This window comes from Pacificoceanicola niger, from assembly GCF_048553275.1.
Lineage (GTDB): Bacteria > Pseudomonadota > Alphaproteobacteria > Rhodobacterales > Rhodobacteraceae > Pacificoceanicola.
On sequence record NZ_JBLZMW010000003.1, the window covers coordinates 271,112 to 284,116 of the forward strand.

The following is a 13,005-nucleotide window of genomic DNA, read 5'->3' on the forward strand; positions in this document are numbered from 1 at the left end:
TGGAAAACCCGCGCGCCCGAGATGCAGATCAGTCAGCCGCCACGGCGGTCTGACGCTGGCGACCAAGGCCGTGAACCTCGATTTCCATGACGTCGCCGGGCTTGAGGAAGCGCTGCGGCTTCATGCCCATGCCGACGCCCGAGGGCGTGCCGGTGGCGATGATGTCACCGGGCTGCAGCTCCATGAACTGGCTCATGTAGCTGACGATTTCACGCACGGAGAAGATCATGTCGGAGGTGTTGCTGTCCTGAACCGTCTCGCCATTGAGATCGAGGCTGACGCGCAGGTTTTGCGGATCGCCCACTTCGTCGGCGGTCACAAGATAGGGACCGGTCGGGCCGAAGGTCGGGGCGGATTTGCCCTTGATCCACTGACCGAGTCTCTCGATCTGGAATTCACGCTCGGAGACGTCGTTGATCGTGCAATAGCCCGCGACGTAGTCCAGCGCATCCTCTTCGCTAACATAGGAGGCGGATTTGCCGATCACCACGCCAAGCTCGACTTCCCAGTCGCCCTTGGTGGATTTGCGCGGAATGACCACGTCGTCAAAGGGACCGGAGAGCGCCGAGGTGGCCTTGGAGAACAGGATCGGTTCTGCCGGGGCGTCCATGCCGCTTTCCTTGGCGTGCAGCGCATAGTTCAGGCCAACGCAGAAGAAGTTCGGCACGGAGGCGAGGCACGATCCGATGCGGCCCGGCTCTTCGACGACCGGCAGGCTGTTCACGTCGATGGCCCGAACAGCGTCCAGCGCCTCCAGCGAGACCCCCTGCCCGGCAAAATCGGGCACCTGGCCCGACAGGTCGCGCACTTTGCCATCCGCATCGAGAATGCCCGGCTTTTCCTGGCCCTTGGGGCCGAAACGAAGAAGTTTCATCGCTCTCGTCTTTCCTTGGTTCGTGAATTTGTCCGTCCGCGCCTCATCACGCGGCAGATGTGGGCGATGCGGGCGTATCCGGCCCGTCATTCGCATGTTCGAAGAAATCCTGCACGTTGATCAGCAGATGTTCGAGATGATTGGACAGATACCCATGTAGCAGCGCCTTGTCACGGGTCTGCAGCCCTTCGACAATGCCATTGTGCTGAGCCAGCACCCGATCGCGCGAGCGTTTGCGGCTTGCCGAGAGATAGCGCGCGCGCCACAGGCGCGACAGCACGGAGCCATGGGCCTCCACCAGAACCGGATTGTTGGCGGCGCGCACGATGGCCTTGTGAAACTCCATATCAAGCTCGAAGACGTCGATCATGTCGATGTCATCATAGAGCCGCTCCATACGGTTCTGGATTTCCACGATCTCTTCGATTTGCGCCTCACTGGCCCGATCAACCGCCAGGCGGGCCGACATCAGTTCGAGTGTCGTGAGGACCTCGATGTTGTCCGCCACCTCGTCAAGCGTGAGCTGCGCGACCACAGGGCTGCGCGCCGGTCGCAGAACGACAAGCCCCTCCTTGGCGAGAATCCGAATCGCCTCGCGCATCGGTGTGCGACTCACGCCCATTTCGGCGGCGTTGTCGCGCTCTTTTACTTGTGCCCCAGGCGCGAGTTTCCCGCGTAGGATGTCCCGACGCAGTTGATTCGCGATCTGGTCCGGCAATGTTTCTTCCGGCATTCGGCGGCCTTTTGACTATTGTTCTACGTGGTTTTGCCGCGTTCGCCCGCCCCCGAAAGGGCGACCTCCCATGAGCAGAATTTGGTATACCAAAAATCCTTGCCTGTCGACTGTGGTTTGGTTAGCGTGGCCCCGCAAGATGGTATACCATCTGAGAGTGGCCGACGAAAACTTGGCCTAAATGCAATCAGGGCGGCTTGAGGAGGCAGCCCTTGGGGAGGAAAACATGACGCTCAAAACCCTTTTGAAATCCGCTGCCGTGGCTTCGGTTGCCGTAACGGGCACAGCCGCATTTGCACAGGACGTGACCCTGCGCATCCAGACGCACTATGCCACGGAGCATCCCACCGGTCAGCGCCTCGCGACCTTCATCGATGACGTGCAGACCATGTCCGGCGGCGAGATCGCCATCGAGATGTTCTACTCGTCCTCCGTCGTCGCAACGACCGAGACCTTCGACGCCGCGATCAACGGCATCGTCGACTGTGACGCAACCGGCGGTGCCTACCAGACCGGCAAGAACCCGGCGTTCCAGTTCGTCGGCGACATCATGGGCGGCTACGACACCCCGTGGCAGCAGTACAGCTGGCTGTACTACGGCGGTGGCTACGACGCCGCGCAGGAACTGTACAACGCCAACAACATGCAGCTGATCGGTTGGTCCATCTATGGCCAGGAATCGCTGTCGTCCTCCAAGCCGCTGGCCGGCTTCGAAGACATCAAAGGCTGGAAGTTCCGTTCGCCTCCGGGCATGGAAACCGAGATCTTCGAAGAGCTGGGCGCCTCGCCCATCGTGATGGACTTCACCGAGATCTTTACCGCGCTTGAAACCGGCATCATCGACGGCGCCGATGCATCAGGCCTCGCCAACAACGTTGGCCTTGGTCTTTATGACATCGTCAAGCACGCCACCTACCCCGGCTTCCACTCGATGCCGTCGGACCACCTCGCGTGTAACCTCGACGTCTGGAATGGCCTCTCCGAAAAGCACCGTCGCATCATCGACACCGCCTGGCAGAAACTGTCCTTCCAGATCGCCCTCTTCAACGAGAAGGCCAACGCCGAAGCCGCTGCTGAACTGCAGGCACAGGGCGTGACCCTCTACAACTGGTCGGCAGAAGATCGTGCAGAGTTCCGCCGTGCGGCGCAGGTTGCATGGGCAGACTGGGGCACCCGTTCGCCGGAGGCCGCCGCGCTTCTGGACAGCCACCGGACCTATCTCACACAGCTGGGCCTGATCAGCGAATAATCTGTCGGACCTGACAATTCAGGTCCGGTGATGAGCGGCGGGCCCCCTTCCGGGGCTCGCCAATTTTTTCAACATCTTCAGAGCAGGAGGAGGCAGGACCATGCAAGAGAACAGCCTCTGGTTGGGGTCGCTCAGGGCACCGGTCAAGAAAGCCGCGACTGGCTTTGCCGGACTGACCGCGCTAATATTCATCTGGCTGGCGATCAACAAGATCATCAGCGAAGACGCCATCGGCATGCACGAAATGATCAGGCCATCCGAAGGCGGCGTGATCGTGTTGATCATGCTCTTCTGCATTGCGGCCACATTGCTGCTGACGTCGATCTACCTGTCCGACACCAAGGGCGCCATCGAGGACGAGCCGCACGGCTTCTTCGACATACTGTCCCTGGTGACATCGCGCATTGCCATGATCTCGACCGGGTTGGTCGTTCTGGTCATGTTCTACGAAGTCGTCTCACGCTACGTCTTCTCGCGCCCGACCCTCTGGGCCAACGAGTTGAGCCTGTGGATCGCGGCCTTCCTGTTTCTGCTTGCCGGGCAATACGCCATGCAACAGCGCAGCCACATCCGCATCTACGTCATCTACGACCTGATGCCGCGCTGGGCGCAGAAGACCTGTGACACCATCTCGGTCTTCCTGATCTGTGTCTTCACCTTTGCCCTTGTCTGGGGCGGATACAACGATGCGATGCGCCGCATGATGCGTATGGAGACCTTCGGCACCGCCTGGGATCCGGCCATTCCCGGTACCGTCAAACCCGCCATTCTGTTCATCATCGTTCTCGTCACGATTCAGGCCATCTCGAACCTGATCGCCGACTGGAACAAGGATCCGCAGCACCACTCGGCGGACGATATCGACGAAATCGAGATCGAGAACATCCGCAAGACCCTCGAGGAGCCCAAGTAATGGTCGATATCGGCACACTCTCCCTTATCCTCCTGCTCGGCATGTTTGCCCTGCTGGCCATCGGGATGCCGCTTGGCTTTGCCTCGGCGTTCCTCGCGGTGGTCACCCTGGTGCTCAAGTTCGACGTGGACATCCTGTTCCGCACCTTCGGACAGGGGCCCCTGTCGGTTCTGGGTCAGGCGGTCTACCGCCAGATGACAAATTACGTCCTGATCTCGGTGCCGTTGTTCATCTTCATGGCGGCGATGCTTGAACGCTCGGGCATTGCCCGGGACATGTATACGTCGCTAAACCAATGGCTCTCCCGCGTGCGCGGCGGCATCGCCTTCGTGACCTCGATCATGGCCGTCATCATGGCTGCCATGTCGGGCATCATCGGCGGCGAAGTAGTTCTGCTCGGCCTGATCGCCCTGCCCCAGATGCTGCGTCTCAAGTATGACCAGAACCTTGCCATCGGTACGATCTGTGCGTCCGGCTCGCTCGGCACCATGATCCCGCCGTCGATCGTTCTGATCTTCTACGGCCTTGTCACGGAGACCTCCATCAAGGCGCTCTTCACGGCGTCCTTCCTGCCCGGCTTCATGCTCGCCACGTTCTTCATCATCTATATCTTCGTGCGCACACGCATGAACCCCTCCCTCGCACCGCTGCCGCCCGAGGATCCCAACGATCCCAAAGGCGTCACCAAGGCGGCTTTGTTCCTGGCCTTCCTCGCCAGGTTCATGACCTATGCGGCGCTGGGCTTCATTGCGCTGATGCTGGTGATCTCGTTCTTCAGCGGAAGCCAGATGTCGGACGACGGTGTCACCACCGTCTGGGAAGTCATGCAAGGCAAGATCATCACCCTCGCCATCGTCGCCGCCATCGGCGTCGCCACCACGCTCGTTCTGGGCAAGGAGCGCGCCGCCACCGGTTGGAACATGGGCAAGGGCCTTGTCGCGCCCATCGTCGTTGTCGGCGTGGTGCTCGGGTCGATTTACGGTGGCATCACCGGCATCACCGAAGCGGCGGCCATGGGCGTGATCGCGGTCTTTGTCATCGGCACGGTCCGCCGTGAAATGACCTTTGACATCGTCTGGGATTCGTTGATGCGTACGCTCAAATCGACGGGCACGATCATCTGGGTCACCATCGGCGCCTCGGCGCTGGCCGCGGCCTACACCCTCGCCGGTGGTCCGACCTATGTTGCCAACATGATCGTCGGTGCCGAAATGCCGACAATGGGTGTGATCCTGGTCATGATGTTCATCTTCCTGATCATGGGGATGTTCATGGATTGGGTCGGGATCGTGTTGCTGATCATGCCGGTGTTTCTGCCGATCGTGACCAAACTGCCCGCCGAGGAAATCGGCTTCTTCGGTCACGTCGACGCGCGCTACATCCCGATCTGGTACGGTGTGGTGTTCTGTATGAACATGCAGGTCAGCTTCCTCTCACCGCCCTTCGGGCCCGCGGCCTTCTACCTGAAGTCCGTCGCCCCGGCGCATATCTCGCTGACCGACATCTTCCGCGGCTTCCTGCCCTTCATCTGCCTGCAGCTTCTGGCACTGGCAGTGTTGCTGGCCTGGCCGCCGATCGTGACGATCTTCCTCTGAACCGTCTGTTCCGGGCGGCCCCTTGGTCGCCCGGAGCGCTTCGTGCTGCTTCTTCTCTGTTCAAATATCCAAAACAGCAACGGCAGCCCCGGGCGGATCGCCCCGCCTCTTCGAGGCCCGACATCTGCACGCCGGACCTCTGTCACGCACCCGTTTCAAGCCGCTGATAAGGTCTCGCAATGCCTCTCTTTCTTACTGCTGAACAGATCGCGTCATTCGAGAGCAAAGGCGAGATGATCGTCGATGACAGGCTGGGCGCTGCCATGGTGGAAGCGGTCAGGGCTGACGGCGCTGTGCCAGTTCACTCGCTGACCCCGCGTGCCTCCTGTAACAACACCTTCGACTTGGCTCGCGGTCGCTTTGACAATCGCAGCACCGTCACCGGCGCGCGCGCCGGACGGGGGCATTTCACTGCCTTCACCGCCTGCGCCCGCACCCGACCCGACACCGGGCAGAGAGACCGAACCGTCCATCAAGACGCCAGGATCGACGCCCGCGCCCCCCTTGCGCCCAAGGACCACATACCGACCCATTGCTGAACCGGTGACGCCCCGGCCTGAGCATCGGCTTGGCGCTGGACCGAATACCGCCGGGGGAGGCTCGTCCGAGCCGGGGCAACGCCCCTTCCCCGCCAACAACACGAGAGTGACCATGAACACAGTCCGCCTTTCCGACGCAGATAACGTCGTCACCGCCATCGCCACGCTCGAAGCCGGGCAGGACGGCGCAACCCAGCTGATCCCGCGCGGCCACAAACTGGCCACGGCGGATATCCCAAAAGGTGCGCCGGTGCTGAAATACGCCCAGGTCATCGGCTATGCCGCACAGGACATTGCCAGGGGTGCGCATGTGCACACGCACAACCTTGAGTTCCGCAACGTGGATACCGCGTATGACTTCGGCACCAACCTGCGCCCGGCGCCCACCGCCACGACGCAGGACACCTTCATGGGCTACCGACGCCCGACGGGACAGGTCGGAACCCGCAATTACATTGCGGTGCTGACGTCGGTGAACTGCTCGGCGACCGCCGCGCGCAAGATCGCCGAACACTTCACCGAAGAGCGGCTGGCCGCCTATCCGAACGTCGATGGCGTCGCGGCCTTTGTGCATGGCACCGGATGCGCCATGGGCGGCGACGGCACCGGCTTCGAGCTGCTGCAGCGCACGCTCTGGGGCTATGCGCGCAATCCCAATGTCGGCGGTGTGCTCATGGCCGGTCTGGGCTGCGAGATGATGCAGATCGACTGGCTCATCGAAGCCTATGGGCTGACCCCCGGCCCGCTGTTCCGGACCATGAACATTCAGGACGTCGGCGGGCTGCGCCGCACGGTCGAGCTGGGCATTGCACAGATCGAAAAGATGCTGCCGCTGGTCAACGAAGCCACGCGCGAGGAATGCCCGGCCTCCGATCTGATGGTGGGCCTTGAATGCGGCGGCTCGGACGCCTGGTCGGGGATCACAGCCAATCCTGCGGTGGGCCATGCCTGCGATCTTCTGGTTGCCCAGGGCGGCACGGGTGTGCTGTCGGAGACACCGGAGATCTACGGCGCGGAACACATGCTGACCGCACGCGCCGCCTCGCCCGAGGTTGGCGAAAAGCTGATCGACCTGATCAAGTGGTGGGAGGGCTACACCGCCAATGCCGGGGGCTCCATGGACAACAACCCCTCGCCCGGCAACAAGAAGGGCGGTCTGACTACGATCCTCGAAAAATCGCTCGGGGCCTCGGCCAAGGGCGGCACCACGCCCTTGATGGGAGTCTTCAAATACGCCGAGCCGGTGACGGCCAAGGGCTTTGTCTTCATGGACAGCCCCGGCTACGATCCGGCGTCGGTGACGGGCATGATCGCATCGGGCTGCAACCTTGTGTGCTTTACCACCGGACGCGGCTCTGCTTTTGGCTCCAAACCCAGCCCATGCATGAAAGTGGCGACCAACTCCGAGATGTATGGCCGGTTACACGAAGACATGGACGTGAACGCCGGAAGCATCCTGTCGGATGGCAAGACCGTCGAGGAGGTCGGCCGCGAAATTTACGAGATGTGGCTCCGCATGGCCTCGGGCGAGAAGACCAAGTCCGAGTTGCAGGGCCTTGGCGACTATGAGTTCGTGCCGTGGCAGATCGGCGCGGTGATGTGACGCCTTGAGAGTCTTCGGATCGCCTCGGACGCCAGCGGCGGCAGGCGGCGATCCGAGCCATTTGGGGCGCTGCCCCGTCCCTGCGGGACTCCCCGGGATATTTTGACAGAGAAGAAACAGAAGGAGAGGCGCGAATGACGGAGCCTTTGCCACTTTGCGTGATCGGGGCCGGATCGATCGGACAGCGCCATATCGAGGTCGCCGGGCTATCAGACCGGGTTGATCTCGTGGCGGTCGTGGAACCGAACGCAGCGCTCCGGGAAGCGTTGGCCGCGAAGGGGCTGCCGATGGCGGCGTCTTTGGAGGACGTACCGGAGCAGGTGCGGGCGGCGGTGATCGCAACCCCGACGCAGGATCATTTCGCTTCGGCTCTGGCCTGTCTTGAACGGGGCTGGGGCGTTCTTGTCGAGAAGCCTACTTGCGCCACTCTGGAGGAGGCGCGGACACTGGTGACGCGCGCGCAGGCCAAGGGCCTGCCTTTCTTCACCGGGCATCATCGGCGCTGCCATCCGTTTTCCATTGCGGCGCGAGACGCCATCGCCGAACTTGGCGATCTTGTCGGGGTGCAGGGGCTTTGGTCCCTGCGCAAGCACGACACCTATTATGATGTGGATTGGCGGCGGGCCCCCGGTGCGGGACCGCTTCTGACCAATCTCACGCATGAGATCGACCTGTTGCGTTTTCTTGTCGGCGAGATGGTGGAGGCCAGCGCGTTGCTTTCCTCCGCCCGGCGCGGCTTTGTCATTGAGGACACGGCGAGCGTGGCGTTTCGCTTTGCGAACGGAGCGCTTGGCTCGTTCCTGATTTCCGACGCCGGCGCATCGCCGTGGTCTTTCGAGGCCGCCAGCCATGAAAACCCGGCCATCGCGGGCAGCGGTGAGGATTACCTGCGCCTGGTCGGCACGGATGGGGCTCTGGCCTTTCCATCATTGACCCGTTGGGGGCGCAGTGCAGCAGGCGAGATCGAATGGTCAAAGCCGCTTGCGCGCCATGACGGCCGAATCTTCGAGCGGATCGATCCGCTGCTTGCACAGATCGACCGTTTTGCCTCAGTGGTTGCAGGCGGCACCGATGATGTGCTCTGCACCGGGCAGGATGGCATCGCAGCCATGGAAATGACCCTCGCCGCCGCCCTCTCGGGGCATACCGGCAAGCCGGTCAAGGCGGCTGAGGTTCCTGGAGATTACAAGGGAGTATGACATGAGCAAGGAAACCATCGGTTTCATCGGGCTGGGCCTTATGGGCCGCGCCATGGTGGGCTGTCTGCAGGACGCCGGGTATCCGGTAATCGGACTGGGCAACCGGGACCGCAGCGGCATCGAGGAAATGACCGCGCGCGGCGGCACCGAGGCATCGAGCGCCCGCGCGCTGGCGGAGCAGGCGGATATCGTCATGCTCTGCGTCGGCACCTCCGATCAGGTCGAGAGCCGGATCTATGGCGAGGATGGTGTGCTCGCCGGTGCCAAAGCGGGGCAGATCGTCATTGATTTCGGCACCTCCCTGCCCGCGTCGACCCTGAAGATCGGCGCCGCATTGCAGGAGAAGGGCGCGGCTTATCTCGACGCGCCGCTGGGCCGCACCCCGGCGCATGCCAAGGATGGTCTGCTCAACATCATGTGTGCGGGAGATGAGGCGGCCTATGCCAAAGTCACACCGGTGCTCGACGTGCTGGGCGAAAACGTGTTCCACCTTGGCAAGCTCGGCAATGGCCATACGATCAAGCTGATCAACAACTTCTATGCCATGACCACTGCCAACGCGATGGCCGAGGCCTTTGCCATGGCGGACGCAGCCGGGATCGAACGCGACTCCCTTTTCAATGTGATGGCCGCCGGACCGAACCGCTCGGGCATGATGGAGTTCATTCGCAACTATGCCGTGGACGGTAAGATCGACCTGGCCTTCTCCGTGGCCAATGGCGCGAAAGACGTCGGCTACTATCGCCAGATGGCAGCGGATCTGGGCAAGCACAGTCGCATGTCCACGGCCGCCGATACCACGTTGCGCGAAGCGCGGGATGGCGGATCGGGCGACCTCATGGTGCCGGAAATGGTCGATTGGATGGTGAGCAACTTGGGAAAAGAAACATGAGACTCAAGGGCAAACGCGCTTTCATCACCGCCGCCGGTCAGGGCATCGGCCGCGCCATCGCAGACCATTACATCCGCGAAGGAGCAATTGTCACGGCAACCGACCTCAAGAGCGACTTGCTGAACGGCCTCGATTGCGAGACCCAGGCGCTTGATGTCACGGACAAGGCCGCGTTGACCAGGGCGGTTCAGGATGCCGCGCCCGACATCCTCGTCAACTGCGCGGGATATGTCCATGGCGGCACGATCCTCGAAGCCACGGACGAGGACTTCGAATGCGCCATGCTGCTAAACGTGCGCTCGCAGTTCCACTCCATGCAGGCGGCCATCCCCGGCATGCTGGAGCGCGGCGGCGGGTCCATCGTCAACATCGCCTCGGTGGCGGGCAGCATCCTCGCCGCGCCCGGGCGCTGTATCTACGGCACATCCAAGGCGGCGGTGATCGGTCTGACCAAATCGGTGGCCAAGGATTATGTGACAAAAGGCATCCGGGTGAACTGCATCTGCCCCGGAACGGTCGACAGCCCGTCTTTGCATGACCGCCTGCGCAGCACCGGCGATTATGAAGCGGCCAAGGCCGCCTTCATCGCGCGCCAGCCAATGGGCCGCATCGGCCAGCCGGACGAGATCGCGCAGCTTGCCGTCTATCTTGGTTCGGACGAAAGCAGCTTCACCACCGGGCAAAGTCATGTCATCGACGGCGGCTGGGCCAACGGCTGACGTCACCTCATTCGCCGTCCGGCGCCCTGTCCGGACGGCGACACTCTCCTGAGTTTTTTTCAAGAGAAGACACAGCGGGCGCCCGCCTCTCTTCTTCTCTTTGGCAAATACTCAATGGCGCAACACGGCGGCCCGGCGAAGCACTCAGCCCGGCGCGCAACGGAGCGGAGGTCTTCATGTCCGAGGCAAAACCAAGAGAGGAGCGCACCGGCGCCGGCGTCCTGTTGATGGCGCTCGCGGTGGTGGGCTTTACCTGCATCGACAGCTCCGCAAAATGGCTGATCCTTGGTGGGCTGCCTGCCCTGCAGGTGGTTTTCGTACGCTACTTCGGGCATTTCCTCGTTGCCGTGACGCTTTATGGCTCGCAGGAAGGGCGGGATGCCTTTGTCTCAAACGCTCCGCTCAAGCAACTCCTGCGCAGCCTGTTTCTCCTTGGCAGCACGGTGTTCAATTTCACCTCCCTGCAGTATCTGCCGATCACCGTCACCACGACGATCATGTTCGCCGGACCCATCGTTGTCACGCTTCTGGCCATCCCGATCCTCGGCGAAAAGGTCGGCCTGCGCCGAATTGTTGCGGTCTGTGTCGGCTTTATCGGCGTTCTGGTGGTGATGCAGCCCTGGGGCGTGGAGTTTCATCCGGCGATGCTCCTGAACCTCGCCGCGCTGACCATGGCGTCGCTCTATTTTATCATGACGCGGCTGCTGGCCGGGATCGAAGGCAACGCCACCCAGCAGATCTGGTCCTCCGGCATTGCGGCGGCGGCCCTTGTGCCGTTCGTTTTCGGGTCCTGGGTCTGGCCCACGGGTACGGGATGGATTGCATTTCTGCTGATCGGAGCCTTTGGCGCCGGCGGACATATCGCCGCGACGACGGCGCATCGCCTGGCTGATGCGTCGATCCTCGCGCCGGTAATCTATATCCAGATCTTCCTGGCCGCCGTGGCCGGGGTGGTGCTCTTCGACACATGGCCGACCGTCTGGACCCTGGGCGGCGGCGCGATCATCATAGGCTCGGGGCTCTATATCTGGCAGCGCGAGCGCGCCGTGCGGGGCCGTATCCGGCGCCCGGTGCCCCACACCCGCTGATGTAGGGCGGGGCTGTGCCCCGCACCCCCGTCAAAAGGCACCTGTCCGCGTGCCCTGGCCAATCAGCGCTTCAAATGATCCGAACATGCCGGACCACCGTAGAGTATGTGTCTGAGGCACGGCGGCCATGGGTCGCCTGCCCGCAGCAATATGGACAGTCTGGAAAGGAAACACCCATGAATCGCCGGTTCGCACTCAAGACGTTTGCCGCGCTCAGCGTTGCCGCTTTTGCCGCCGCATGTGCCCCGATGATGGATGACGGGGATGACATCGTCGACATCGCCGCGTCAAACAGCGACTTCTCGACACTCGTCGCAGCCGTCCAGGCCGCCGGCCTTGTCGAGACGCTCAAGGGCGACGGTCCGTTCACGGTCTTTGCGCCTACGAACGCAGCTTTTGACGCACTGCCCGCAGGCACAGTTGAATCCCTGTTGAAGCCTGAGAACAGGGATCAGCTGGTCGCGATCCTGACGTATCACGTGGTTCCCGGTGCGGTCACCTCTGACCAGCTTGTCGGCAAGCGGCTCTCCGTGGCGACGGTCCAGGGCTCCACCGTGCATATCGACGGCCGGCACGGCGTGAAAGTCGATGACGCCACCGTCACCACCGCCGACATCACCGCGACCAATGGCGTGATCCACGTCATCGACAGCGTTCTCATGCCCTGAAGCAGCACTTTCCGGCAAGGCGTTGAACGCGTCTTGCCGGAAGCCCTCGGATCGCGGCGACAGGACCGCATAGGACAGGCCCGGCACCGGCCCCCCCCCCGGCCTGTCGGGTAAAGGGCCTGTCTCGGTTCAGCCGCGCCCGATATAGGGCATCGCGCTGGCCATGACGGTCATGAACTGCACATTCGCCTCCAACGGCAGGGAGGCCATGTGCAGCACCGATTTCGCCACGTTCGAGACATCCATCACCGGCTCCACGGCGATCGAGCCATCGGCCTGGGGCACGCCCTTGGTCATCTTCGCGGCCATGTCGGTCAACGCGTTGCCGATGTCGATCTGTCCGCAGGCGATGTTGTAGGGCCGCCCATCGAGCGAGATCGAGCGTGTCAGCCCGGTCACTGCGTGTTTGGACGCCGTATAGGGGGCCGAGCCCCAGCGCGGCACATAGGCTGAGACCGATCCGTTGTTGATGATCCGCCCGCCTTGCGGGTCCTGCGCCCGCATCCGGGCAAACGCCGCGCGTGCGCAGATGAAGGACCCGGTCAGGTTGATGTCGATGGCCTTGCGGAAATCGGCCACGCTGGTCTCGTCGATCGTGCCGCCCATCACCGAAACACCGGCGTTGTTGAACAGGCAATCGATCCGGCCCCATTCCGCCATGGCCTTGTCGAAGGCGACATCGACGCTTGCTTCGTCGGAGACGTCGCAGGGCAGTGCCAGGACGCCCTCGTGTTCGGCGGCAAGCGCCTCCAGCGGCTCTGCCCGGCGTCCCACGACACCGACGGTCCAGCCTGCTTCGACAAAGGCCAGCGTGCAGGCCTTGCCGATGCCCTGCCCGCCACCGGTGATGATAATCGTCTGCGCCATGGCGCACCTCCTCGTTCCTGATCTCTCTGGTTTTACTCTCCGGCGTGGCGCGCGACGGGCCATGGG

General features: G+C 62.6%; 13 protein-coding genes. 10 read left to right on the forward strand and 3 right to left on the reverse strand.

Annotated features, from left to right (window positions below):
- Positions 1-28: 28 nt before the first annotated feature.
- Both ACN2XU_RS06155 and ACN2XU_RS06160 read right to left on the reverse strand, forming a co-directional pair.
- On the reverse strand, positions 29-874 hold the full coding sequence (locus tag ACN2XU_RS06155; RefSeq protein ID WP_419409528.1) for a fumarylacetoacetate hydrolase family protein: 846 nt from the start codon (positions 872-874) through the stop codon (positions 29-31).
- A 46-nt stretch (positions 875-920) separates the two neighbouring features.
- Entirely contained in the window at positions 921-1,607 is a 687-nt protein-coding gene (locus ACN2XU_RS06160; protein WP_419409529.1) for a GntR family transcriptional regulator, read from the reverse strand.
- A 226-nt stretch (positions 1,608-1,833) separates the two neighbouring features.
- Here ACN2XU_RS06160 and ACN2XU_RS06165 point away from each other — a divergent pair, with 226 nt between their 5' ends.
- The 10 genes from ACN2XU_RS06165 (at position 1,834) to ACN2XU_RS06210 (ending at position 12,072) form a co-directional block, all read left to right on the forward strand.
- Entirely contained in the window at positions 1,834-2,856 is a 1,023-nt protein-coding gene (locus ACN2XU_RS06165; protein WP_419409530.1) for a TRAP transporter substrate-binding protein, read from the forward strand.
- Between the two features lie 100 nt (positions 2,857-2,956).
- Positions 2,957-3,769 carry a TRAP transporter small permease subunit gene (locus ACN2XU_RS06170; protein WP_419409531.1) on the forward strand — a complete coding sequence of 271 codons (813 nt, stop codon included), beginning with the start codon at positions 2,957-2,959 and terminating at the stop codon, positions 3,767-3,769.
- A complete protein-coding gene (locus ACN2XU_RS06175; RefSeq protein ID WP_419409532.1) occupies positions 3,769-5,364 on the forward strand; it encodes a TRAP transporter large permease in 1,596 nt (531 codons plus the stop codon). Before ACN2XU_RS06170 ends, ACN2XU_RS06175 begins: the two co-directional genes overlap by 1 nt.
- 179 nt (positions 5,365-5,543) lie before the next feature.
- Positions 5,544-5,903 (forward strand): hypothetical protein, encoded by a 360-nt coding sequence (locus tag ACN2XU_RS06180; protein ID WP_419409533.1) that lies wholly within the window; start codon positions 5,544-5,546, stop codon positions 5,901-5,903.
- A gap of 112 nt (positions 5,904-6,015) precedes the next feature.
- Positions 6,016-7,506, forward strand: coding sequence for a UxaA family hydrolase (locus ACN2XU_RS06185; RefSeq protein ID WP_419409534.1), 1,491 nt, complete (start codon positions 6,016-6,018; stop codon positions 7,504-7,506).
- 134 nt (positions 7,507-7,640) lie between these two features.
- On the forward strand, positions 7,641-8,705 hold the full coding sequence (locus ACN2XU_RS06190; protein ID WP_419409535.1) for a Gfo/Idh/MocA family protein: 1,065 nt from the start codon (positions 7,641-7,643) through the stop codon (positions 8,703-8,705).
- A gap of 1 nt (position 8,706) precedes the next feature.
- Positions 8,707-9,597: an NAD(P)-dependent oxidoreductase gene (locus ACN2XU_RS06195; protein ID WP_419409536.1), complete on the forward strand. Its 891-nt coding sequence runs from the start codon at positions 8,707-8,709 to the stop codon at positions 9,595-9,597.
- On the forward strand, positions 9,594-10,316 hold the full coding sequence (locus ACN2XU_RS06200) for an SDR family oxidoreductase (protein WP_419409537.1): 723 nt from the start codon (positions 9,594-9,596) through the stop codon (positions 10,314-10,316). The genes ACN2XU_RS06195 and ACN2XU_RS06200 overlap by 4 nt, the downstream gene beginning before the upstream one ends.
- 176 nt (positions 10,317-10,492) lie before the next feature.
- Positions 10,493-11,404, forward strand: a complete 912-nt coding sequence (locus tag ACN2XU_RS06205) for a DMT family transporter (RefSeq protein WP_419409538.1) — start codon at positions 10,493-10,495, stop codon at positions 11,402-11,404.
- Between the two features lie 176 nt (positions 11,405-11,580).
- A complete protein-coding gene (locus ACN2XU_RS06210) occupies positions 11,581-12,072 on the forward strand; it encodes a fasciclin domain-containing protein (RefSeq protein ID WP_419409539.1) in 492 nt (163 codons plus the stop codon).
- A gap of 129 nt (positions 12,073-12,201) precedes the next feature.
- Here the strand turns inward: ACN2XU_RS06210 and ACN2XU_RS06215 are convergent, their stop codons facing one another.
- Entirely contained in the window at positions 12,202-12,939 is a 738-nt protein-coding gene (locus ACN2XU_RS06215; protein ID WP_419409540.1) for an SDR family oxidoreductase, read from the reverse strand.
- Positions 12,940-13,005: the final 66 nt, after the last annotated feature.